This window comes from Streptomyces sp. BBFR2, from assembly GCF_044497305.1.
Taxonomy (GTDB): Bacteria; Actinomycetota; Actinomycetes; order Streptomycetales; family Streptomycetaceae; genus Streptomyces.
Genome location: NZ_CP172415.1, coordinates 644,602 through 671,532, shown reverse-complemented (window position 1 = coordinate 671,532; position 26,931 = coordinate 644,602). Strand labels below are relative to the sequence as shown.

Sequence of the window (26,931 nt, the reverse complement as noted above, 5' to 3'; positions counted from 1 at the left end):
ACCAGAAAGGGGTCTGCTGTGGCCCTCATGCCCTCCCAGGACGTCATCAACTTCCTCAACACCATCGGCATGAAATGGCCGCAGGCGGACGAGGACGTGCTGCGGGAGGCCGAGGTCGCCTACCGGAAGACGGCGGTGGACTTCCGGCAGGCCGAGGAGTGCTTCCTGGAGGTGGCCAAGCACATCAGCGCGGAGTTCAGCGGGGCGAGCGCGGATCAGTTCGGCAACTGGGTGTCGTACCTCGCCTCCGGTGACCAGCCCGTCCTCCGGGCCGCGGCGGCGCAGTGCGAGCAGCTCGCCAAGAACGCCGCCGACACCGCCACCGACGTGGAGCACACGAAGTGGTCGGTCATCGGCCAGGCCGTCGCGATGATCGCGGTGGAGGCCGCCATGGCCGCGTTCCTCTGGTTCCTGGGCCCCGGCGCGGTGCTCGGCCTGAGCTTCGAGTACGCGCTGGTCCAAGAGTTCATCATGAACCTGATCGCGGCGTTGCTGCGGTCCATCGCCACCCAGGCCGTGATCGGCGCCGGGGTCGGCGCCGCGGTCGACCTCGGGATCCAGGACCTCCAGATGCGCCAGGGGCACCGCGACGCCATCGACATGAAGCTGCTGGGCCAGGCAGCGGTGGCCGGGGCCATCGGCGGTGCCATCGCCGCGCCGTTCGACCTGATCGGCGTCGGCATCGGCAAGGCGATCGGCAACCGCGTCGGCCTCGGGGTCAAGGGCGTGCTCGGCAAGGAGTTCGGCCACCTCTTCGAGGGCGCGGCCGTGGCCCCGGCCGGTCAGTTCGGCAAGGCCGAACAGCGGGCGTTCAGCCAGGAGTTCGCCCACGAGTTCGCCGGCCTCATCGGCAACACCCAGTACGAGCTGGCCAACGGATTCGAGAAGGGCCTGTTCAGCAAGGGCTTCAAGGGCCTCGTCGGCAAGGGCGCCGCGGGCGGCGAGGGCACCATCGCGCACGCCTTCACGGAGAAGACCGGCGACCTCTTCGCCAAGAACTTCGGCGGGAAGCTGCTGACGGCCGAGGGCACGGCGATGACCGGGGCCCAGGCCAGGACGTTCGGCAAGGACTGGGCGCGGGCCATGATCCACGAGAGCGGCGAGGCCGCCGCCCAGGGCATGGAACACGGCGCCGCCAAGGGCCTCGGCGCGGGCGCCGGAAAGGAACTCCCGCAGACGGTGGACGAGGTGGTCGCCAAGCACCTCGGCAGCGACGGCACGAAGGAACTCCTCGGCACGGGCATGCCCCACGCCATCCGCGAAGCGCTCGGCACCCACCTCGAAGGCGACCTCCGCTACCGGCTGGCCGGCCTGGCCGCGGGCACCGTGACCGACGGCGCCAACAACGCGCTCTCCGACGCCGTCGTCAACTACGTCTACACCGGCAAGTTCGAGACGACCGGCGGCGCGTTCCTCGGCGGCATGGTCATGGGCGCCGCGGGCCGTGGCCTGGGCGAGTACGTCATGCCGCCGATCACCAGGCACACCATCCACCCGGCGATGGCGGCGGTCGCCGGCGGGCTGTCGGCCGCCCACCAGCACGTCCTCGGCCCGGCGGTGACATCCGTGGGCGAGAGCCTGAAGGGCGTGAAGGAGAGCCTGTTCGGACCGGCCGTGACGAACGGCGACACCGTTCCGCTCCTGTCGGACACCGCCAGCATCGCCACGACCAGCACCTCGGACCTCTCCACCTCGGACTCCAGCACCCTGAACGGGTCGGACGGCGGCGACGGGTTCTTCGGCAAGGACTTCGGCAAGGGCTTCGGGGGAGACAAGGACGACAGCGACACGGTCAGCACCTTCTCCGGCACGGGCACCGTTTCCAGCACGGACACCTCCTCCAGCGCCGACACGCTCCTCACGCACAGCTCGGACGACAGCTCCACCACCGGTGCGGACGGCGACGCCGGGGCGGGCTCCGGCACCGGGGCGGCACACCTCGCCGGGGCCGCGGGGTCGTACGCGCCGGAGCACTCGGCCGGTGCCCCCGGCCGCAGCACCGGAGCGTCCGCGGGCAGCACCCCGCAAACCGGCCCCCCGCAAACCGGCGCCCCGCACCCGCAGCGCACCTCCTCGCAGACCGACACGGGCCACGAGCAGACCCGTACCGGGCCCGCGCCCAAGCCGGGTCAGGACCCCGCCACGGTGCCGTCGCCGAAGAAGGTCGCCACCACCGGCGGTCAGGGGGAGACCGCCGTCACCGGCCACCCCTCGTCCACGGCCCCCACCACGCCGCAGGCGCCCACGGCCCATGCCACGGAGAGCGGCGGCGCGCCCGCCCACACCACCGAGGAGACCGGCGCACCGGCCCCGGCCACCGGTGAGCACACACCGGCCACGGACCCGCCGCAGCCCGTCACCACCGCATCAGGGGCGGAGACCCGGAGCGGGGACGAGGACACGGACGCCACGGGCACCGGGTACGGCACGGACGTCCTGCCGGACCCCGCCACCGACCTGACGGACCGGATGATCCGGATCCGCGTGGCCCGCCACCTCGGCGACCTCACCGAAGCCCCCGGCGGTGAGGTGTACGGCCCCAAGACCCTGCTGCAGACGGTGTTCGGCACCGGCGGCCCGTACGACGACCCGTACATGGGGCATTACGGCAGCAAGACTTCGCCGAGCGGCCTGCCGCACGACGACAGCGGTCCGCTGCGCTCGCTGACCGAGTGGGAGCGGCAGGAGTGGGTCCAGGAGCAACTGCTCGCCGCGCGGCTCCCGCAAGGCGTTTCCGCGAGCCTGCTGAGCGAGCACCTGGACGCCTTCCTCACCACGCTCCACGCCGACCTGCTGACGGAGTTCACCGCTCCCGCGCAGGCGACGCGCCACTTCACCTCGGCGCCCGACTGGTCGGAGCACCCCGACGCGGCGAAGCGCGCCGGAAAGTGGCACGCCGAACAGCGCCGGATGGCCGGCGCGTACGAGGGCGAACTGTCGCAGGCCCAGCGCCTCGCCGCCCGCGAGGAGCACTTCACGACCGTCTTCGAGCAGTGGGCGGGCGAACGCTTCGGCGGCGGTTCCCGTGACGGCGGCGCCGCCCCCACCGACGCGCACCAGTTGATCCCGTACCAGGGCCGGGGCGGCACGTCACCGGCCCCGGGCGAACAGCACTCCGCCGTCCTCCAGCGCCTCCACGACCAGGTACGCGAACTCGCCGCACGCAACCTCACCCTCGACCGCCACGACCCGCTGTCCTCGCCCGAGAACCTCCGCGCCCACCTCGACCGCGCCTGGGTGATCGAGCACGGCGTGGAGCACCTGAGCAACTGGTCCGAGGCGGCGTTCGGCAACTGGCGCGACGGCCTCTCCGAGGAGTACCGCGCACTGCTCGACGCGACCGCGACCGGCCCCGGCACCCCGCACCCCGACGACGCCCGCCGCGTACAACTGCCGCTGACCCACGGGGAAAACCTGCTCACCGAGGTCCGGCACGCCTTCGAACAGCAGGCCCGCGCCCTCCTCGACCAGCTCCTGGGCACCGGCCCGCTGCGCACCGACCCGCGCACGATGATCGCCACCCTGGACGCGCTGAACGAGGGCGCGTTCCGCACCGAGGCCCTGACCGAACACCTCGGCGCACAGGCCGGGCCGGTCGGCGCCTCCCTCACCTCCGCGCTGAACAGGCTGCACCGCACCTTCGACGAAAGCCTGGAGGACCTCGTCCACCGCCGTGGCGCGGAGGAGTACGTCGAGCAGGTGCTCGCCTCCGCCACCCGGCCCCCCGGGCCGGCGGCCCGGTGGACGGGGTCCGACGCGCCATCACCGCTCTCCGACGGCGGCCGGGAAAGGCTCCGCCGCCGGTGGTGGGAGGCGTACGACCGGGACCGCCGGGAGTTCTACGGCGCCCCCGGCAGCAGGCAGCGGCCGACGGAATCCGGCGTACCGGAGGACACCTGGTACGCCCGGCGCCGGCGGCGTGAGCAGGAGCTGCACCGCCAGGTCGAGGTGCAACTCGCCAAGGAGGCCGCGGCGAAGGAGGCCGTCGCGGCGGTCGAGCAGGCCGCGGACACCTGGCAGCAGGCCCTGGCCGTGGTCTCCGAGGAGATCAAGGCGAAGCTCGGAGCCGCGTTCGCCCTCCACGGGCAGCAGCCCGCCTCGATGGACGCCCGCCGCACCGCCGCCCGCACCCTCGGCGACGCCCTCCACCAGCAGATCGACAAGTGGGCGGAGGCCGCGAACCGCGACCCCGCCGCGATCGGCCGCCTCCTGGAGGAATACACCCGACCGGACGAGGTACGGCGCCGGATCGCCCTCGCGACCGCCCGCGCCGAGGCGGCCCGCACCGCCCGCGCGGAAGCCGAACAGCTCGTCGCCGACGAGGCCGAGCACCTCGCCCAGGACGCCCGGGACCGCTTCGTCACCGAGCACGTGGACCGCGTCACCGCCCAGTTCGACGCCCTCTTCACCCTCGACACCGTCTTCGGCACGGCCCGGCAGCCCTCCTCCCGGCTGCTGACGTACCCGGAACCGGAGGGGGTGGACGGAACGGACGGAACGGACGGCACGCGGGGCGCGGACGATTCCGCTCTCTCGTCCAAGACGCCGGAGCCGGAGCCGGAGCCGGAGCCGGGCGCGGGGGTGACGGTGGACGAGGCCGCTGCCGTGAAGATGACGGCGGACGTTGCCGGGAACTCAGCGGCGGACACGGCGGCGGGCACCGCCGCGAACCCGGCAGCGGACACCGCCGCGAACTCGGCGGCGGACTCGGCAGCGGCTGAAGGCGCGAACTCGGCGGCGGACTCGGCAGCGGCCGAAGGCACGAACTCGGATTCGGCCTCGGACTCGGCCTCGGAATCAGACTCGGCCTCGGACACGGCGGGTCCCGGGGGAGGGGCCGCCACGCGCACGTTCCCCGAGGCGTTCGCCGCCTGGCAGGACGGCCGCGCCGGCCTCAGCGGCGAGTTGAAGCCCCGCCTGCTGTTCGAGATCAGCGCCACCGACGGCCTGGGCACCTGGGCCGGCGGCTTCGGCGACGCCGCCGCCCGCCACACCGTCCACCAGGACGAGGCACGCCGCATCGGCAACCGCACCCGCGAGGACTGGTTCACCACCTTCCAGCAGACCTGGGGCCCCGAAGACCTCGACACCGCGCGCTGGCTCGCCCACGAACGCGAACACAAGGACCGCTTCGGCGCCGCCACCACCTCCGCCCTGACACCGGAGTCCGCCCTCACCCGCACGGGTTCCCGCCCTGAGGCGGAGGAGATCTTCGAGCAGCTCACGGAGCAGCACCGGGGGGATGAGGGGGTGGTCACCGGGGAGCCGGAGAAGATGCCCATGGCGGACTCCGAGGTGACGCCTGCTCCCCTCACGGACTCCGAGGTGACGCCGGCGCCGAAGGCGGACGCGACGCCCGCAGCGGCCACGGACATCGAGATGACCCCCGATCCGGCGAAGCCGCTGGAAATCACCGACGAGGTCTTGCGGTCCCTTTCCCCGTTGGACCGCCTGGCTGACGGGCTCACCGGCGAGGCCCCCGTCATCAAGACCAGCGGGTGGCGGCAGACCGAGATCCATGCCGCCCCCGAGATCACGCCTTCCTCCGCCGCCGTCACCAAGGGCACACCACCTCGACCGGGCGAGGACGCCCTCACCGCAAGCACCTCGGACCAAAGGCCCGGCACCCGGAGCACCGAACCCTGGAGCGACGATTCGTGGAGTGACGAGGAACGGCAGGCGCTGGACGTCCTCCGCCTCGATGAGAAGGTGGCCCGCCCCGAAGATCTCCTCCGGGCCGCGCGCCGGATCATGTCCCCACAGGACCTGGTGGAGCACCTTGAGGGCTGGGGCGGGAAGTCCAAGGCCCCGGATGAGCTTCTTCCGCTGGCTCACTCCCTTCTGAGGTGGACGGCGCAGCGGGAGGGCACCCCTGAGGCGGACGCACGGAGCGCGGCGCTCCGCGAGGTGCTGGACGTGCTCCTCGGGGAGGGCAGGGAAGCCGCCGAGAGGCGTGCGGACGAGCTGTCCGAGAAGCAGGTGAAGGCCGCGCTGGAGAAGCTGGGGCAGACGGCCACGAAGCAGATCGAGAAGCGCGGCCCGGAGCCGAAGGAGGGCTGGGAGACCTGGCTCGCGGACAAGACCTGGGTCGGCTCGAAGGCCCGCCGCTGGGGAAAGCTCCCGGGGGGCGCGGCGTCGGAGGAGTGGAAGATCTCAGGGCGCCGTGAGCCGCGGACGTCCGACCTCCGGGGCGCGGGGCCGTCGGCCCCCGCACCGAGCACGAGCACGCCGCAAGGGCAGGGGGCTTCCGGCGCCCCGCAGAGCCACGGTTCGGACAACGCGGGCCCCTCTTCCTCGTCCGGGGGACAGCGGGAGCGCTGGATCACCACATACACACCGGCGCTGAACCCTCTTGTGGGGGAGGAGATTCCCGGTCTCCCCCTCCAGAACATCGGTACCGGGCAGGACCGGGACGCCTACCCCGCGGCACGGCGGACCGATGCGGATACGGAGCAGCCCGCCCCGAACGAGGAAGCTCTCCCCTCGCACGGGGAGCAGCCCGGGACGGACAGCGATTCCGCCCCGCGTGAGCGGATGGTCGCAGACCTCGACGATGATGATGAGCCGGATCTGCTGGATCTTGCGCGGCGTGCGCAGGACAGGCGGGATGACGAGCCGCGTCCGCTGGACGAGTTCGATGACGAGCCGGACCTGCTGGATCAACTGTGGAGTGCGCAGCACGGTGAGCAGGGCGGGCGGGATGACGAGCCGCGTCCGCTGGATGAGTTCGATGACGAACTGGAGCCGCTGGACCTGATGCGGCTCGCGCAGCTTGGCGGGCTGGACACCGGCCTCTTCTCCAAGATGGCCCGTTCTCTGGGAGTGGAGCCTGACCATCTCGCCGTGATCGCCGATGAGTTCGCCTGGGCCGGCGGCCAGGGATCGCCGTCACTCGTGGGCCTGGCCGTGCACCGGCTCCGCAGCCGGCTCCAGGAGCTGGGTTTCGAGCCCGGTGATCTCGGTTGGTTCGCGGACCGGGGTGAGCGGTTGACCCTGGCGGACCTCGCGGACTTCGGGATCCACGTACGTGATGTCGGCAAGCAGTCCATGCCGGAATTCCGGGCGCAGTCCGCGGAGGCCCGGGACCGGATGGTGACGGACTGGTTCAACCGCCGGGAGATCTCCGGCACACACCTGCGGGAGCTGGGCTTCGAGCCCGGTGATCTCAACTGGTTCGCCGTTTCGGGCAAGCCGCCCGCCCTGACGGATCTCGCGGATTTCCGTAGGTATCTGCGTGATGAACGCGGGAAGACCGTGGAGGAATTCCGGGCGGAGACCGCGGAGAAGGAGGTCGGGGCGCAGTCCACGGAGATCCGGCGCCGGGCGGTGCGGGACTGGCTCAGTGCCCGCCCCGGGGAAACGGGCTTCCGATCCGGGGAGGAGAGTCTGGCCGAGCTCCTGATCCCCGACGCGGCCCTGCGTGACACGGCCGTGCGGGGCGCGCGTCTGCTCGGTGTGGACCTTCAGGACCTGATCCGGCTCTACCCCCAGCAGGTGGAGATGTTGCACCAGCTGCGCAAGGGCTTGGCCCAGGAGAATTCCGGCAGCTGGAAGATCCCCGTGCAGTGGGCCGGCGCCGTGCGCGGAAGCATGACCGGCCTCGGCCTGCGGGAGACCGCGGACTGGGCGGCGCTGCGACGGCTCACGGAGGGCTTCGTCCCGCTGCGGACCTCCGGTCGGCCGGTCAGCTCCTCCGTCGGCGGGATGGACGCCGTCCGGAAGCGGTTGGGCGCCCTCCTCTATCGCGATGTCAATTTCGTACTGAACAACCTGGGTACGTCGCTGCGCGAGCTGCTGCACTCCACGGCCGTCGAGCAGTACAACGAGATCTTCACGGTGCTCGCGGAGAAGCCGTGGCTCCGTACCCCTGAAGCGCTCGGCAGGCTCCACCGCGATCTCGCCGACAACAGCCCTGACAACGCCGGCGTGGAGAAGCTGACCCCGGAGGGGGTGCGTGCGGTGACGGCGGCCTGGGCGTCCACCGAGAACACGCCGGCCACGGACGGGCCCGCCCCGGCGGTGTACCCCAGCGGCGGCACACCGCCGCCGCCCTCCTATGCGGATGCGTCGGCCGGAGAGGAGCCGCCCGCGTACGGACACGCGGAGACCGCCCCGTCCGATCAGCAGATCCACGACGCTGCCGCGTCCCTGACGCGGCCGGCCGCCGCCACTCCACATGCCGAGCACTGGACTTTCCAGCCGCAGATGCTGGCCGATGACCGGGCCGCGGCCAGGCACTTCCAGGAGAGGTTCGGCCTGCGTAGCCCCCACGTGGAGATCGTCCTCTCGGACGTCGCCAAGGTCCTTCACGCGGAGACACCGCAGGAACGCGCCTGGCTCTACCGGTTCCTGGCCGACCCCGCGATCACCGGGCCGGGCGCTCTGACCACCCGCGAGTGGAACGACATCTGGTACGCGCCGTCACACATCGCCGAGATGATCCGTTCGGTGGGCAGCCGGAGCGGCTTGGGCAGGGACATCACCTTCACGGAACTGCTGGTGAACCAGGACTTCTTGGATGTCCTGAACTTCCTCGACGACAGCTCCCCCAGGCGGCGGGCCCCGGAAACCGAACCGGTGGCGCCCGGCGCCGCCGCGGCCTTCGAGAAGCTGATGGATTGGGTCAGCAGTGCCAAGGGATGGCACAGCCTGGACCACTACACCGGCCGTTTGAACCAGCGGGTACAGCAGGCGGCGACCTTCCGGATCTACGAGGCACGGTTCTCCGGGCGTGCCCTGGAAGCGCGGCGTTCACCCGTGGTGGCGCGGCTTGAAGGGCGCAGCCGGGGATTCTCGAGGTTCGTCGAGGAGAACGGCGGCCGGGGCACGGCCGATTGGATCGCCGTCCTCACCGAGCGTCTCGGACGTCTGCCGCAGGCCGAGTTCGACGCGCTCCGCGCGGCTCTCCCCCGCCTGGAGGATGAGCTGATCCCTGTGCTCTGCCATCTCGCCCTGGACCTCAAGGTGTCCCCCAACTGGTACGGCCAGTTGCACACGTTGCGTAACGGCTTCGCCGCCGGCCTGCGGGAAGGCCAGCACCCGGCCCACTGGCTGGATGACACCGTCGAACTCTTCCGGAAGGAGATCGGCGGTTCCAGCACCTCCCCCGTGGCGCCGAAGGCGCTACAAGCGGCCCTTTGGGTGTCGGACGCCCATCACATCCCTGTCGGCGACCTGAACGACCTGGGGTCGTATGTGGAGCACCGGCTGTGGGGGAGCCGCGGAGGCACCGCCGGCCCGGGACACCAGGGGAAGATCTGGGCGAAGGTCTGGGAGGCGCGGACATCCCGGGGCGGGCTCGTGGACAGGTCGGGGCGCCCGGTGGAGATGGGCGACCTGGTCGCCGAGTGGCGAGGCGGTCGGCTCGGTCAGTTCCAAGTGGCAGGCGTTGAAGAGCTCTACCGTGGTCTTGGCCAAGTCCTGTGGGGGCAAGGGGGCCGCACGCTCTGGGGAGACCTGCTCGCGCTCCACGAGGCGTTGCAGGAGACGCCCCATGGGCTCTTCGACCTCGTGGCATCCGGGCAGTGGTCCGAGCAGCACCTGCACCAGTACGTCAACGACTGGCTGAGGACCCCCGAATCCATCGACGACCTGGCCGAGCTGGTCCTGGGGTGGGGGATGGTGATCGGCAACGATGCCGAAGCCGGTGCCCGGCGCAGCGCCATGAGGACGGCACGGCGCCGAGTGGGCCGCGAACTGCTCCTGCACGGCTTGGATGCGGCCAGGTGGCTCGCGGGGCGCCTGTCGGAGAAGGAGCGGGTGGCGGAATGGAACCGGCTCCCGCAGCACCGGCAGCACGAGTACGCCCAGCGTGAGAACGAGACGAACGGCCAGTGGCTGGCGCGGTGGGCAGCCGCGTCCTGGATCGGGACGGATCAGCGGCGCATGCAGCGCCTGGGCCGTCTGCGGGGCGGCATGTCGCGGCAGCAGGAGCAGCAGCCCCAGGAGCACGACCCGTACCAGGCATCCGGTTCGCAGAGCGAGGGCACGTCGGCCTCCGCGTCCGGCTCGGGCACGGGGCAGCAGGCGGCCGGGCCGCATGACCTGTTCCGTGACGACGAGGAACTGCTGCCCTACCGAAGGGCGCGCCGAGAACGGCTCTCCCCGATCACGGAGGAGGACGAAGAGGCGGCGGAGAGTGCCGCAACGGACGACGCCACGCGCCTCTCGCCGCAGGAGGAGTTCTCGGAATTCGTCGAGAAGCTCGCGGACGAGGCCGCTGAGCGGAGCGAGGGTCTGGCGAACGAGATCAAGGGGATGGCAGCCCTCATCGAGGACCATGTCCTGCCGGACACCGTGAACCCCTCCCTTCTGCTGAGCAAGACGGTCGACGGCGCCCTGTCGGGTGAGGACGTTCCGGAAGGGGGCGGCCGGAGCGCGGTGAAGCGTGTCCTGGAGCATGTGGACTCCCACGGGGAACTGCCTTCCGATGACGTGTTCCCGTCCGTCCTCATCGACCCCGGAACCCTGCCGCGGCAGATACAGGAAGTGCTCCGCACGCTCGGTCTGTCGTACGCCGACGCGCTGGAGACCGCCGGGCGTCTGGAGATCGTGCCCGAGTGGCTGGCGCCCCTCGCCGGTGAGCTGTCCTGGAGTCAGGAACTCATGTCTCACGAGCGTCCCTCCGTGCTCGCGCACGCGGTGAAAAGCCGCCTGGGGCTGATCGGATTCGCACCCCAGGACCTGGAATGGTTCGCGGGGTACGGCGACGTGACCCTGACGGATCTTGCGACCTTCCGCCACTACCTGGAGAGCCGGAACGACTCCGTCGCTCTGCTGAGGGGCCGCCCGGAGGACGTTCCGCAGCAAGTGCGGGACTGGCAGCGGTGGGGGGAGGAGCAGTGGAAGCTGCGGGATGCGCTGGACGACTTCGCCATGCTGGAGGAGATGGGCCGCCTCGATCAGCAGTACCTGCAGTCGCTGGTGGAGATGTTGAGGGAGAACTGGCTGCTGGAGAGGGAGGAGCTGTGGCATCTGGAGAAGAGGTACCAGCTCCGCCAGTGGGATGACGTGGACCCGAGGCACCTGGTCGAGGAGGTGAGGCCGGAGTTGGAGAAGCTGAAGCAGTCCCTCCACGATCCGGCGCGCCTGCTGGCGAAGGCGGTCGTGTCCGCCGCCCCCCTCACCGGCGCCTCGACGACGGACGGTGGGCACACCGACGTCGCCGACACCGTGCAGAAGGCCGCGCAGGAACTCGGCCTCGGCGTCGTGGAACTCGTCCAGCTCTTCGAAGCGGACGTGCGGGTGCTGCACCGCCGGCGTACGGGTCACCCATGGCAGGTCCCGTCGGACTGGACCGACCGCATGAAGCAGCAGATGGTGGGCCTCCGGCTCGACCGGACCGCGGACCGGGCCGCTGTTGCTGCCCTGATCAGCCGCTACCCGCACCTGTTCATCCCGCAGGCCCACCTCCCCGCCAGGGGCGGTGGGGAAGGAAGGCCGCTCTTCGGCACCGTCACCTACCGCCTGGCAGCGGACTTCATGGGGGCTTTCAGCCCCCGGAACCCGGAGATCATCGGCGACCCCGGCTGGCGTCCCGGTCGGCACACCCTGACCACTCTGCGTACGCCCCGCACCTGGGCAGGCACCCTCGACACCGTCATCAAGAGCCTGGGACAGCACCCGGGGCTGCGGGTCTCTCCGCACGCGCTCGCGGACCTCGCCGACCATCTCTTCCTGGCAGCCCGCGATGAAACCGCCGGGTGGCAGTCGCTTCAGGGGCTCAGCGCCCGGCGGCATGCCACCCATGACTGGCTCACCACCGGTGATCTCGCGCACCACGTGGAGACCTGGGCGGCCAGGTACAGCGCTCAACTGGAGGAATCGGGCGCCCCCCAGCCGGGCCCGACGCCCGGAACGACCCCGCTCCACGAGGGCGCGAGCAACGGGGAGCAACCCCTCCAGGCGTCCCCGCACCGCCGCGACCACTGGTCCCTGGACGACAGCGCGGAGTTGCCGCTCTACACCAAGTCCCCGGGCGACGTGCTTTCCCACGTGGACACGGAGCGCCTTGAGCGGGAGCGGCAGGAGCGGCTCGAAGAGGAGGCCAGGAACCGCTTCCTGGAGCGGTTCGGCATGGAGAACGACGAGGAGACGCTCGCCACCTTGAGGAGCGCCTTCGCCATCGCGGGGCCCGACACCCCCGCCGTCCGGACCTGGCTCTACAACTTCCTCTCCGACCCGGCGGTTTCGGGCCCCGACCCGCGCACACAGCGGTGGACGGACCGTTGGCATGCCCCGTCGCAGATGATCTGGGCTCTGACCTGGGCCGCTTCGTACACCTATCGCCGTGGTAACTCCTGGGCCCGCAACGGTGTGGCGACGATGCTGAAAGACGATTTCACCACCGCGCTCGGCCGGTTCGACGATCTGCTGTCGGAATTCGGACGGCACGGTGCGACACTCGCGGATATCCACCCGGTGGGACCGGGGCCGCAGAACGTTCTGGCGTCTCTGACAGCAGCCGCGAACTACTCCTACGAGGAGCAGTACCTGAACTTCGCGGCCCATTTCGGCCTCTGGAAATCCGCCGGAGTCTTCGAGGCCGACGATGTGGTGTATCGCGACGGAAGGGTCAGCCTGGTCAACGACGCGCTGTACCTCGTCGGAGCGGCGTACCCCAGCGAACAGGTCACCTTCTTCCGGATCGCCATCGCGGCGGGATCGCTGCGGCGTATCGACTACCTCGCTCCCGCCTCCCGGGAGAACGGACGGATCCTGCCGGGCTCCTTGCTGATGTTGCTGCACTGGAACGACCAGCGGCACGCGAACAGTCACCCGGGCGAGCACGGCCTCGCCGGTGGCCACACCTTCGCGACGCTGTCCCGTATGGACCTCGACGACGCCGTGGCGCTCCTGCACGATCTGGCGACGGAGTACGAGGGCCGGCACCCCGGCGGAAGCCTGCGCATCGGCTTCCCCTCGCGGGACACCCCCCAAGGGCCCGAGGACGCCTCTCTCCGGACGGTGTCGGGCTCCCACGACCTCATCGATGCCCCTCTCGGCACGCTGACGGACACCGATCAACTCGCCCTGAGGAGGGCGGAATCGGGCTTCCGGCTCTGGCTGAACTTCTCGGAGGAGCAATGCGAGCAGTACGCCTTCTCGGAGGAGGAACAGCATCAGGCGGGGGCGTTCGTCAGCAGCCCTGTCCCCTGGCTGGTCGATCAACTCGACGGACTCGCCCACCTCGACGGCCCTGACCTCGCCCGGTCGAGCGGATACCGCATCGGCCTCGACGACGTCCAGGAGATGCTGCGCATGCGGCTGGTGGTGGGGCACTTCCCGATGCCGGAGGTGCGGGCCATGGCGCGTCAGGAATCCGTACCGGCGTCGTTCGCCCCCTTCCTGGTGCGGGTGAGCTACGAGTACGGCTTCCCTGAGCAGCCTTCTCTGGTGACGCCGCTCATCAGCCCGCTCCTGGACGTGGTGCGCAACGGCGGTGATATCCGGGCCTGGCTGGACAACGGCTTCCTGGAACTGATGGAACCGCACGGTCTGGACAGGGCCCTCCTTGAGGCGGCGCCCGAGGGACAAGGGGCTGACGCGGAAGACGAGTGGGACAAGCAGCTTGCCTACATCCACCAGGTGCTGAAGATCCTGTCGGCCTTCGGCGCCTCACTGACCGAACTTCCGGAACTGGGCTCCTTCCTGGCGAGTCGGCCGGAGCCGCTGAAAGATGTGCTCCCCGCGGACGGAGCCGCCTTCGACTATGCGGCCCTCTCCCGCGGCCTCCGGGCGCAGGTATGGAAGAGGATCCCTGAGGAGCTGCCGGCCGGGATCGGCCACTACTGGCGGGCCTGGCAGCACGGTATCGACCTGGAGCGCTACCGCGACCGGATCCGTGAGCCCTGGTTCGACGCCGCGGGAATCAGGGAGGTGGCGCGCCTCCTGCACCCCGAAGGGGCGCCCGAGGATCTCCAAGGCGCGGCCCTGGAGAAGGCACTGAGGCTGGCCGAGCTGATCCAGGCGGTGCCTCATGCCCTCAAGGAGGCGGCGGATGAGCTGGGGACGACGCCGGAGCAGTTGCGGGAGAAGCTCACCGGTGACGAGAGCGCGTACTACCGGCGTCTCCTCGTGATGGGGGTGATGGCGCCGTACCTGTTCCCCGCGCGCGGGGCGTCGTCGTACACCGTGGCCTCGGTGTACGAGGCGCAACAGGTCATGAAGAGCGAAGAGATGCGGAGCGCCCTCGAACGCGTCCTGCTGACCGAGGGCAAGACCGCCGCGGAGCAGCGGGCCGTCCAGTACCTCCGGGAGCTGAAGGGGGACGAGGAGACATCCGCCGCATCGTGGGACGGTGAGACGTCACAAGGCGCTCATGCGGAGAGCGACGAGCTGAGCGTGTCCCGGGACGGCGCCCGCACCGACGAGGGGCGCTCCGTCGGTCTCGCCGACCTCGACGACGCGAGCGTGACCAGCAGCCAACTGCTTCCGGACGACGACGAGATGCCGGTGACCGACGCCGCTGTCACCGATGGGCAGATGCCGGAGCACGACGGGGTGACACCGGAAGCGCCGCAGGTTCCGCCGTTCCACCGGACTCCGCCGCCGCTGGACCTCAGTGCCCTTGCCGGACTGTCCTCCGCCGACCGCGCCGCCGCCGTCCTCGCGCACTTCGAGGAGTACGGAACGACCCCTCAGGCCATCGGGCGGCTTCTGGAACTGACCGGCGGGACGTACTCCGGTCCGTTCTCCCGTTTCGTCGAATCCGTTCACGCCGTCGGACAGCCCGAGGGCCCGTTGCCGTCGGAGCGCGGCCGGTTCCGTGCCCTCCTGGCCGGGTGGCATCGCGGTATGGAGGAGTACCTGGAGCAGCGGAGTCTGGAGCAGGACCTGGAACAGGAGAGTTCGGACCTGGACCTGGACCTGGAACTGGAGCTGCTGCCCGCCTCGTTCCGTGGCGACCTGGTGCTGGAGCGGGCGCTGCAGCACCAGGTCGGCGGTGAGCAGGACGAGGAGCGGACGGCGTCGCTCGTCCGCTGCGCCCTCGACCACGCCGACCTGCCCGAGGCCGAGCTGACGGCGCTTCTCGACGCGGCATCGGAGCTTTTCGGTACAGGAGCGGTGCACCGCATTCCCACCGCCGACCCGGCGCCGGCCGAGTTCCTCGTGTCCGACCAGAGCCTGCGCGAGACCGATACGCAGGCGGAGTGGGATCAAGCCCTCCAGAACGTGCACTTCACGTTCGACGACGTGAGGTCGTACGCCGAGGAGATCTACGCACCGCCCGGAGCGATCCGGCAACTCGCCGCTTTCGTGGTCCGGAACGGATACCTGCCCACGGTGGAGCACGATCAGCTTGCGGAGGCTCTGGGCCGTCCGAAGTCGGAGTGCCTCACCTTCCACGATCTCGCCGAGTCCCTCGGCCTGAAAGAAAGCGACGAGTACCACCTGCTGCGGGGGTTGGGTCCCAGCTTCGACACCCACCTGGCGCAGAACGGGTCCGCGGAGACGTGGGTGCGCGCCGTGCGGGACACGCTCGAATCCGAGCTCGGCGGCTCCGGTACCGAGCCCCTCCAGGACGAGCATCCGGCAGAGCTGGAGTCACTCCTCACCCTGCTCGACACCCACCACCTCGACGTACTGTCCCTGGAGTCCCTGCGCGAATTCTTCGGCCGGGAACTGAACTTCGACGTCGATCCGGCGACGCACGGCCACGAGGGCGCCGGGCCGGTGCACAGCCGCAACCTCTGGGACCGGATCTGCTCCCAATCCGGCCCGCACATCGCCGAACTGGTGGCGAATTGGCGTGAGCAGAACCTGTCCGAGGGCGATCAGCGTCTTCTGGGGAACCTCGTCAAGGACCTGCGCGGCGCTCTGCTCGCGACGCCGGAGGCCCTCGCTCCGGGCGTCGAGGAGCTGAGCCCGGCGGTACGGCACGCACTGCTCGCCGTCACCGGCATGCTGAAGGGAGTGCCCGAGGGTCTTCCCAGCGTCGTGAAGCAATTCGGGTGGACCCCGGGCCAGTTGGTGGAGAACATCGACGGCTGGTTCCGGGACCCCAGGACGCGTTCCGCCCTGGCTCACTCCTTCCTGAAATGGCCGCCGGTGTCCCGACACGACGCGGAGGCGGCGGACCGGCGCCGCGCCGCGCGCGAGGCGCGGAGCGAGGTGTTCGAGGTCCTGCTCAGGAAGGGCTACCGGCAAGCGAAGGACCGCGCCGCCGACCTGTCGGAGCAGCAGCCCTGGGTCGGCCCGGAGAACGTCCGCCTGAACCGTGTGCTGGGTGGTATGCCGAAGACCTGGCTTGTGGAGTACGACCCGTCCCGGGCATCCGGTTCGGGAAGCGACAGGCGGCCCCGAGGAACCTATGAAACACGCCTGCGAGCAGCCCTGACGGTTGAGGAATGGGATTGGGTAGAGGGAAGCTTCAAGAATGTAGGTGAAAGTTCAAAGGGCGTCATTGTCCGAACCGTCCTGGAACTGCACCAGTTCCTCACGGAAAAGATGAGGGAACGGCTGGGCAGCATCTCCAAGAACTCCGAGCAGCGTTTCTGCAGCGAGGGATATCTCAGCAAGTTGGGAGGCTCCCGACGGCGCGCGGCGTATGCCGGACTCCGCAGGCTCTACGAGGAGCGGTCGGTGGGTTGGCCCCAAGGGGACCCGCTGCCCTTCGCGAGGAAGGACGGACTCCCTTCCCGCAGGACACCGGTCGAGTCGCCCGGGATATTCATCGTGTCCCATCAACCGGATCGGCCGGCTCACCCTGCACCCCGTAGGGCACCGGTCGAGCCGCCCGGGCCGATCACCCCGGAAGCGGGTCCGTCGGCTTCTTCGCCGGGCGGTGGTGCGGTGGGACGTGGTGCCGGCTCCGGTGGAGAGGCGGGTCCGTCGGCCTATACGTCGAGCGGAGGCGTGGAGAGCCACCCCACCCCGCCCGTCGCCCGGCCCGACCGCCCCCACACGACCTCTGGAACTCCGCAGACGCAGCCCAGTGCCGCGGCGCGGTTGATCGATGACCTGCTGGAGAGCCTGGCCGATGACGTGGAACGCGCCTGGGTGCGCGCTTTCCTGGAAATTTCCAGGTCCATCCATATGGATAACAAATTCGCCGTCATCATCAGTGCCTGGCACAAAGAACTCGCCTCATGGGGCCAGGTTCTGCTTCATCCGTCCGAAGCGGTGGAGCGTAGCGTCACGTTGAATCTGCTGTTGGACCCGGAAGAGAAGGGGGAGTTCTCCGCCGAGCTGACGCTTTCCGTGCTCCGTGACCTTTACAAGATCGCGCCAGGGGAATGGGCGGTTTCTCGCCCCTTCGCGGAAGCCGTGCTCGATGAAGGGGTACTCGATGACGGACCGATGGGGAGGCAGCGGACCGGAGCGCGCGGAGGCTTCGTTTTCGCGGACCCGGACGTGGCCCGTATGGGCAGGCCGGCGCAGATCTTCCTGTCCTTTCTGGAAGGATCCCTCGGCAAGGGGTGCGATGAGGCACGTTTCGCTGCCCGCATGTGCAGGGAGATCACCCATGGCAGCCAACGGTCACGTGCCATTTCCTCCTTGCGGACGTGGTGCGAATATCTCAACGGGGGCAGGCTGGAGGGCCAGGAGACGGGGGCGGGCCGGGGAACCCTACTGGCCTCACTGATGAATCCGCCATCGGAGGTGGCCCGGGAATACCATCGGCAGGTCCTCGCGCAAATTGAGCGTGAGGTCGAGGGTGAGGGCGAAGCTTACAAGAGGAAGGTGGTGAACAAGCTGCAAAAGGCCCTGACGGGCCCCCGGCTTTTCTACGACCTTCTGGTGGTTGGCGGGAAGTGTGACTCCAATTTCTTCAGGAAGGGGAAAATACCGGCGAACCGCGTCAGGGACGTGGCGGAGAACGCGGAGAACGATACCGGTAACGACTTCGACCTGCCCGACGTCCGGACTCCGGGCAGGTCCATGGATGACGGCGGGACAGGCGGTATGAACCACCTGGGCTCCGGCACACAGCAGTTGGACGATTTCGACTTCGATTCCGGCCAGGAAACTCCCCTGCTCGTCGACGAGGCACAGGCCACGCCTGTGGAAACCGATGCGATGGATATCGATGCGGGCGCTGCGGAGGTGTTCCCGGTCGAGGACGCGCCGCAGCAGTCGGAGGGGGCGTCCCACGAGGCTACGGAGATTCGCGATCTCCTGCTGGAGGAGCTGTCCAGCGATGAGGAGAAGGGCTGGGTGCGCCAGTTCATGGCGTCGGCCGGTCCCGACGCCACGGAGGTTCAGTACTTCGCGGTCATCGGTGCCTGGCTGGACTTCCTCGGACATCGGGACCTGAGCAATCCGCGCCCGGAATTGGTGAATGCCTTCACCGAATATCTGCTGTCGAGTCAGGAAGAGGGAACGGACGACATTCTCACCGCGCAGTCGGCTCTATCCGCCCTCCAGCAGCTCTACGCCGATGCGCCGCAGGAATGGACATGGCCTTACGGGCGTCCCTTCGCGGATGTCGTGCAGACGGGCGGCTCGGGCACTCGGGAGTCCGGTCCGGCCGACGCGGGTGGCGATGAGAGGGCGCCCGGCGGCGGACCGGTGCGGAGGCAGCGGACAACCGTGCAGAGCGAGGCACCGTACTCGGCCGACACCGCGGCTCTCCTCGGCAGCAAGCAAATAGCGCCGGGAACCTTGGGCGCTGTCCTGCGGAGGATGGGCGAAGAGACGCTCGCCCCGGCAGTGAAGCACTGGCTCGACCACAACACCGTGTCAGGGTCGCCAAGCTACGTGAGCAAGATGAAGAGGAGTACGGAGAACGCGTTCTGGGCGTGGTACAGGTATCTGAAGCAGCCGGGCATCGCCGCCCACCCGCTCACCACGGACCGTCGACCCACGCTTGACGAGGGATTCCTCGGTTTCCTCAGGGAGGATTCCCAGGTCTTGGCAACGGACCGTCTCAGTCAGGGGCCTTTGCAGCACAAGCGCAATCTGGTCACCACCTTCTACATCCATCTGCTCACGCACCCGGAGCTGCTGGACGGCATGGCAGGCCCGACGCCACAGCGGCCCCTTTCCATCGGTCCGGACTGGAAGTCCGTGTTCGAGGATCCGGAAGTGCTTCGCACGGGCGCTCCGCTGCGGGCTCTCCTCCATGACCTGGAATGGCTCCACAAGCGGATGCATCCCGGCAGCAAGGAATGCCCCGAGGCGGACATCGCCCTCGCTTTCAGCAGGATCACGACAGGGTCCGGTCTACGAGCTGCCGTCATCACTCTGCGGCGGTGGTGGGGTCACCTCCGTGAAAAAGGGCTCGGGCTGATGAATCCGCCCTCCGAGGAGATCCTGGCCTACCGCGAGCAGATCCGCGCGGAGACACAACATCTACGGAACGACACTTCCAATGAGACGCGAATCCTGGCTGGTCCTCGGCTGTTCTACGACGAGTTGGTGGCCAGGAAGAAGCTCTCTTCCAACCCCTTCAGGCAGCATCGGTTGCCGGCCGGGAGGCGCGGCCGGCAAGGAGAAGCGGTCACGGAGTACGGCACCGGTCACGACCTGGACCTGCTCGCCGGTCAGGATCTGATCGACACGGTGGGTGGCGGCGAGGCCGGTGGTACGACCCACCGGGGCACCGGAGCACAGGAGTGGGACGGTTCCGGCTTCGCTTCCGGCCAGGGCGCCGCGCTGTTCGTCGAGGAGACGCAGCCCACGCCTGCGGCGAATGATGCGATGGAAATCGACGCGGACGCCGCGGAGATGTTCCCGGTCGAGGACGCGCCGCAGCAGTCGGAGGGGGCTCTCCACGAGTCCACGGAGGTTCATGGCCCGCTGCTGGACGAGCTGTCCAGCGATGTGGACCAGGGCTGGATGGACCAGTTCATGGCGGGGAACTGGCCCGACGGCCGCCCCTTCGCCAAGACCGTGCCGGGCATGGAGGACACCGACGGGGCCGCGCCGCTGACGATCACCGAAATACTGGACGATCCGCTTTTCATCGGGGAATCGCAGAGCGATGACGCCGGGAGTTTCTCGTGGCTGGACAACCTCGGCTCGCAGCAGCCGGGCGGGCAGGCCGCCGGCTCCGAGCCGCCGGGAGGCTCGTATCAGGATCGCGGCACGCAGGACTCCCCGCCGTTCTCGTACGGCCCGGTCTCCGGCACCGGAGGGGAGGGGAGCGGGTTTTTTTCGGCGATGACGGACACGCAGGAGGGACCCGCGACCGGCGTCCAGGGCCCGGGGGACGACGCTCCGCCCGCCACCGACACCGACGGAGACGCGTCCGGCCCCGATGACCCGGCCGGCGATGCCCCCGGGGAAAGCTGGATCGATACCATCACCGACATCCTGAGCGGACCGTCGAAGGGGGTCTTCGAGCACGTCGAAGAGAGCGGCGGAGACTTCTCGCCGCCCCAGATGAACGACGACGCCGACCTGGGGGGCCCGGGAGCGCACAAGGCGCCGAACGGCCCGTCCGCCACGGACCTCGGCGACGTCGGAACGCAGGAGACCGGCACGCCGCAGGACGAGGCGGCGCCGACCGCTCCCGTCTCCGCGACCGGCGGGGCCTCCGGCCCTTCGGTGCCGAAGATTGCGGAGAGCTTTCTGAACCGACTCCGGGAGGGCGGTCGCGGTGTCCCCGCGCGCCTGCTCTCGCGGGCCGAAACCTGGGAGAGCGGCGCCTTCTCGTACACGCCGCGTAAGAAGGGGGACCGGAAGACCGGGGGCTGGGTGCCCTGGGAGGACCCCAACGGCGTGGTGAAGGTGAAGGTCCGGTCGCTGCAGCCGTCCGCCACCGAGCACGGGCCGGAAGCGGGCGCCACCTCCGGGCGCGGGAGCCTGATCGAGTTCTTCCCGGCGCGGTGGTCGGCCGGCGAGCTGAAATCCGCCCTGGAGGAGGGCCACGACCGCGCGGTGGCGGCCGGGGACTTCACTCTGCACAACGGCGGTTACTTCTGGCGTGGCATCGGGAACGGCGTGCGCATCGAAGGGTTCGTGCGTGACGGCGAACACGTCTGGGCCCGGCCGTCCGGCCACACCCTGCAGCCGACGGGCCGGTGGGACACCGGAGAGGCCGCCGTGGCCGGGCTCCCGGCACCGGTGTCGCTGTCGGCGTACGGCGAGGTGACCGGCGAGGCCCGGTACGTGCTGTCGCCGTCCGGCGCGCTCGGCATGGAGGTGACTGTCAGGATGCCCCGGCCTTCGGCGGCGGGCGGCATCGACGAAACGGGATACAGCTTCGCCGTCCAGAGGCTGCAGGAGCACCTCGACGCGGTTCACAACAAGGTGACGGGCACCGACCTCCCGCTCACGTTCAAGGTGGAACAGATCCCGTCACACGCGGGCGCCGGCACCGACACCCGCCTCGACGCCTTCTTCCGGCAGGAGGAGCACGCGAGCCTCGACGACGTGGCGGAGCACCTTTTCCGCGTGCAGCCGAACGCCGAGGACATCGACCTGTACCTGCGTCGGCTGCGGCGGCAGGCCCCGGCGCCGACGCGTGAGGAGCAGTGGACGACGCTCCGTGAGGGACTGCGGGATGCGGCGCTGAAGGGTTGGAAGGCGGAGAGCGTCGGCAGTTTGCGGTACGACGAGGAGTTCACCGCTTTCGCGGGCGCCGAGGACACCTCGACCGTCCACACCGGCGCCCCGGAGCTGCTCGCCCAGCTCCGCCACCAGTTCTCGGAGACGGCCTGGGCACGGTCGTACGCCTCCGGGTCGCTGCCGGAGGGCTGGAACACCAACCGGGTGCGGCTCGTGGCCTACCTGACGGCCCGGCACGCTCCCCGCCCGCCGGGGACGCCCCACGCCACCAGGTACGTCGTCGAGGCCGGCCCGCAGGACGCGCCGTCCCGGATGTTGGTCACCGTCGACGCGGTACGCGGCACCGTCCTGGACTACGAGCTGCCGGACCTGCCGCCGTCCGGCGGGCCGGAGGACGGCGGTGGCTCCCAGGGGCCCTGGACGCCCGGGGACGACGGTGGGAGCGGGCCCGGGAACGATGGGCCGGGCGAGGGAAGTCCCGGCAAGGGGGGATCGCCCGCTCATGGTGCGACGCCCCCGAACACGGTGTCCGCCGAGCGCCTCGGGAACACGACGGACCACGACTCCGCGAGCACCGAGGGGCCGTCCGCCCAGCACTCCGCCGCCACGGATTCCCCGCTGCTGCCGGGCATGCTTCCGCACCCGACCGAGGAGGAACGGGCACGGGGGGACTTCACCCGCGCCCGGACCGTGCTGAGCCTGCTCCGTACCCACATGGTGACCTGGGAGCAGTCGCGGCAGCCGGAGTCGGCCCGGACCTCGCTCCCGCTGCCCGAAGGGGTACCCGTCATGTACTGGAAGCGGAAGCAGCAGTTGGAGATGTTCCTCGACGCGCACTCCGCACGCATCAGTGGCTGGGGCGGACCGGACCATGACGCCTCCGTGGCCGCATTCCTGCACGACCACGTGGCGCCGCTGACGGCCGCGGACGTGCCCTCCGCCCCGCCCACCCCGTTCGTCCGGGGAATCCGCCTCGCCGGTGCCGACCCCAGGGAACTGCTCATCCGCCTCGCGGACGCGGTCCAGCAACACCTGGTTCAGCGCCTGCCGTCCCCCGGCTCCTTCTCCGGGCGGCTGCTGAGCTTCGACGGACACAAGGCCATGACGCGGGCCGACCGGATCCTGCGGTTGGCCGGGGAGCGCGCCGAGGAGGACGGCGGACGGGCCCTGCCCATCGACGTGCTGCTGACCGCGGCACTGATGGAAGAGGTCGCGGTGGCACCCTCTCCCACGGCCGTCCCGCCCAAGGATCTCTTCCCTCGGCTGAGCGGCCTCTTCGGCGGTCCGAAGGCCGTTCTCGCAGCCCTGGAAGCGTTCGGTACCCGTCCGGTGTTCGTCCAGTACCTCAGTGGCAACAGCGAGGCGCGGGACGTCTTCCGGCACATCGTGCGCGTCGAATCCCGGATCGCCGGGAGGGACGTCGAGGGCCTCCCCGTCACGCTCCCGGACACCCTGGCCGACGCGCTGCACGATCTCTTCCACGATCTCCACCAGTTCTTCCAGGCGGACTACACCCTCCCGTTCGCCCAGGACACGCCCGTCCCCGCCGTGCCGGGCGACACCGGTCGGCTCTTCCCCTACCGGACCGCTCAGCACCAGGAACGGTTCGAAGCGCTGGCGCGGCTGTTCGCGACGCGGGAGCGGATCCGCGGGACCTACCACGAACTGTTCGGAGAGGAGGCACGCTGGCGCGCCGGCTGGCTGCTCGCCGACGATCCGCTGATCCGCCTCGCCCGTGAGGACGTACTCGGGCCGTACGACTACACGCGGTGCTTCCGGCGGATGAACGCGGAAGAGCGCCAGCGCGTGTCCCAGTTGCAAAGTGACCTGGTCAACGAGGGGCTGGACAGTACGGCGGCCCATCATCGTGCCATCGCCCTCGTGGTCGTCCGCACCTTCGCCCGTAACGGCCTCCCGCCCGAGTTCAGGGCGTGTCTCGCCGCACGCGATCTCGACGCCGTGGCCACCGGTGCCGTCGCCGTCGCCGGTATGCGGCTGCTGCCCACCAGCACCGGGACGGTCCGGCGGCGCCAGCTCAGCCCACAGTTGTCGTACGAGGTCGGCACGGACCTGAACCTGGACTTCCACGCGGTCGAATCGGAGGCATCCGCCTCCGGGCAGTCCGGCTCCACCGAGCCGGAGCACCTCTCCACCGGAAATGTGGAGCTCGTCTTCGAGGGCTTCGAGACGATCGTGGCGGGCACGGGCTCCCGGCTGTTCCGTCCAGGTACGCGCGGTGTGATCATCTCCGCGGAAAGGGCGCCGGAGCTGGACTGCACCATGACGCTGAAGGAGGGCGATCAGCCGCAGCCGTGCCCCGGCGTACGGCTCACGGTGGTCCCGCTCGTCAAGGAGCTTCCCCCGCTCCAGGTGCGCCCTCCCTCGAAGCAGTTCCAGGACTGGATGACCGCGCTCGGTCCGCTGTGGACCCAGAGCTTCGAACTGCGACGCTTCGAGCTGGGGGACGGCACCCAGCTCAAGCGGCTGGTCATCCGGGCACTGATGGTGGCCGAGAAGGATGTTTCCCCCCAGACCGTGAACGCCAAGAAGCACCAGTCGGCACAAGCCCTGATGCGGTATTACAACGTCGGGCACCGCTTTCCTGACGGCAACCTGATGCAGGTGGCCGTGGAATTCGTCGGCGGCGGGACCAAGGTCCACCAGCCGTTGACGCTACGGGTGGGCTCCGGCCGCGAGAACAGCTTCACCTGGTTCGAGAAGACCACGACGGATGCGATGGGGCACGAGTGGGGGCACGGCCTCGGCCTGTGGGACTGGTACCCGAACGCCCCCGTCGGCCCTGTCGATGTGGACAGCTCACTCATGTCGTCGGTCTTCACCGACGTATGGGGTCGCATTCCGGGCTCGGATCTGCCTTCCGCGGCCCACGGAAAACCCCTCAACCTCCGGTTGTCGACGCACGATCTGTCGATCATCGCGTCCTCCGTCAAACGGGCGGAACTGATGGAGGAGAGGAGGAACGGCAAGAACGCCGCACCGGTCTGGAAGGACTCCTTGACGGACTTCCTGACGCAGGAATCCGTCATCCCGATGGACAAACTGCTGCTCTCGACGGGGACGGAGGACGGCTCGACGGGGAAGAAGAACGAGGTGAAGGAAGCGGCGGGCGATTTCCAGAAGCCCAAGGTGTTCGCTCCCGACAAGATCACCGTTCCTCTCGGGGTCCGCCACAGGGTGCTGTGGGGTGACCCCGGCAAGAAACGGCCGGGCCGTATGATGCCGCGCGGCCACGCCCTCTCCCGCGAGCCCGCGCAGCTCGTCCCGGGGCCGATGATGCCCAACCACACCTTCCTGGCGATGTTCCCGGACCATCCGGAGACCGGCGGGACGGGCCCGGCCGGAGGCGCCACCACGCCGTCGGCGGGCCCGGCCCATGGGAGCGAGGGCGAGCACAGGCCGAGGCCCCGCAAGGAAGGTACGGCCGACGATCTCCCGGGCCCCCGGAAGAAGCCGGTCATGATGTTCCCCGTCACGATGACCGAGGACGAGGCGGTCCACACGGCCCGTCAGGCGTTCCACGAGTGGCGCAGGCGGGGCGGCTCCCTGGACACGGTCACCGGCCGGGCCGAGTTCGACGGTGTCTATCAGGGCGTGCGGGTCCGGGGTGTCATCGACGAGACCGGGACCATCCTCGACTTCGAGCCCCACGAGGCGCAGGTCCACCCCGTGACCGGACGCCTCCTCCAGGCACCGCTCCACCGCTCGGAACTGCCCGCCCCGCTGCCCTACCACATGCCGCACATCACCCGGACCATGGAGAAGTTCGTCCTCTACGGCCACCCCGCCAAGGCCCTCGGCGCCTACCACTCCTTCAACGACACCACTCCGCTGCTGAAAGGCACCCGGTACACGCACGGGGACCCGTCGGAGGCCAATCAGAACGGCACTGTCCACGCCAAGGTGGAGTTCCTCGAACCGACCGTCCGCCCCTCCACCGCGGCCCGTGACGACAAGCGGTGGAAGCCTGCCATGGACACCGAGGACGGCCGGCACCTCCTCTTCCCGCGGAACTGGACGGCGGGGATGCTGTGGCGGGCGGTCCAGGAAGCCCATGCCCATGCCCTGGACAGCGGTCGGTTCCGCTGGCCCGCCGGAGCGTACGAGTGGCTCGGAGCGGGTTATCTGTGGACGGGCGAGAGCCAGGGTGTCCGCGTCCAGGGCTACACACTCGGCGAGAAGCACATCTGGGTACTGCCCGCCCAGGCGCAGCCGCGGTTGCACTGGGAGGCCCCGGAGGAAGTCCGCGCCCGAACGAAGCCGGAGTTCTGGAAAATTCCGGTGGGTGACGGGCAGGGAACGAGGACATTCAACATTTCGCACGTGGTGCTCGACGACGGAGATATCGCCCTGCACCTCACCGTCGACCTGCCGGTGCCCAGTGGCCTGACCTATGGTCAGGAAAAGATGGTGGACGAGAAACTGGCAGAGATCCAGAAGAGGATCGACCAGACGTACAACATGCTGAACCGGGGCGACGGGGACCCGCTGATGCGCTTCGACATCGTGAAAATCCACGAACCCCGCGGGCTGGATCCCGAACAGAAGGAGGTGTTCAAGGACTTCTGTATGCAGGAGAAGCCGGCGGGTGCCGCACAGCAGTTGCTCGGTTTCGCGCCGACCCGGGAGGACGTCAAACGCCTGCTGACCGAGGCAGGTAAGAAGTTGGTGATGCCCAGCCATGAAGAGCCGGAGAAATGGGCTCCGGGCACGGATATGGAAGCGGTTCTCGATGCGCTGATCAGCCGCCTTCCGGAGAGCATGGGCACGCAGGAGGACAATCCGCTGCTGGCCGCCTACCGCGCCGCCGATCTGGCACCGCACCTCACCCGCCACGACACCGTGAGGAATCTGCTGGCCCAGCGGCGGCACGTCTTCAGCGATGCCGCCTGGGACAAGGAAATCTCCGCGGAAGACCTGCCGGACGGCCTCACCCCCGATGAGGCTCGCCTGCTGGCCTTCCAAACGGCTGGGCGGGGCCTGGACCGCAGCAGGGCCCTCGACCACTTCTGGGGCCCGGTGCCGGGCCACGACGGCTGGGTGACGCAGGTGAAGGTGGGCCCCGATGAAAAGATCCAGGACTTCTGGCTCACCGAGGCGGAAACATCCCCCGCCACCACTCCCGCCACCCAGGCGGACGCCGACGGTGATGTTCCGATGTCCGGTGCCGCTCCCCACCGCCCCGGCCATTCCGTACGGGACGGCGAAGGCGTTTACGAGGTGCTGAGCGGTGGATCGCCGATGTCCGATGACATGGATCTCGACGCCGCGGGGCGACGTGAGCACGGAGACGGCGCATGACGCCCGCCACGCGCCGTACGGCGGTGCCCGGTTGTTCCCGTACGGCGAGGGGGGCCGCGCGGGTGGCCGGGCCGTGCGCGGCCGGTCCCGGCGTGGGCCGGGGTGCCGTTCCCCGGCCGGATCGGACGCTCCTTGGCAGGCCGGAGCCACATCATC

The 26,931-nt window shown here is 69.7% G+C and carries 1 protein-coding gene; it reads left to right on the top strand.

Features of this window, described 5'->3' with window-relative positions:
- The first annotated feature begins 27 nt into the window (after positions 1–27).
- Positions 28–26,775 (top strand): EndoU domain-containing protein, encoded by a 26,748-nt coding sequence (locus ACGH2B_RS02335; RefSeq protein ID WP_399096630.1) that lies wholly within the window; start codon positions 28–30, stop codon positions 26,773–26,775.
- Positions 26,776–26,931: the final 156 nt, after the last annotated feature.

Bases quoted from the DNA above. Each gene is read 5' to 3' on its own strand.
- ACGH2B_RS02335 (WP_399096630.1), top strand. From the start codon at position 28: ATGCCCTCCCAGGACGTCATCAACTTCCTCAACACCATCGGCATGAAA.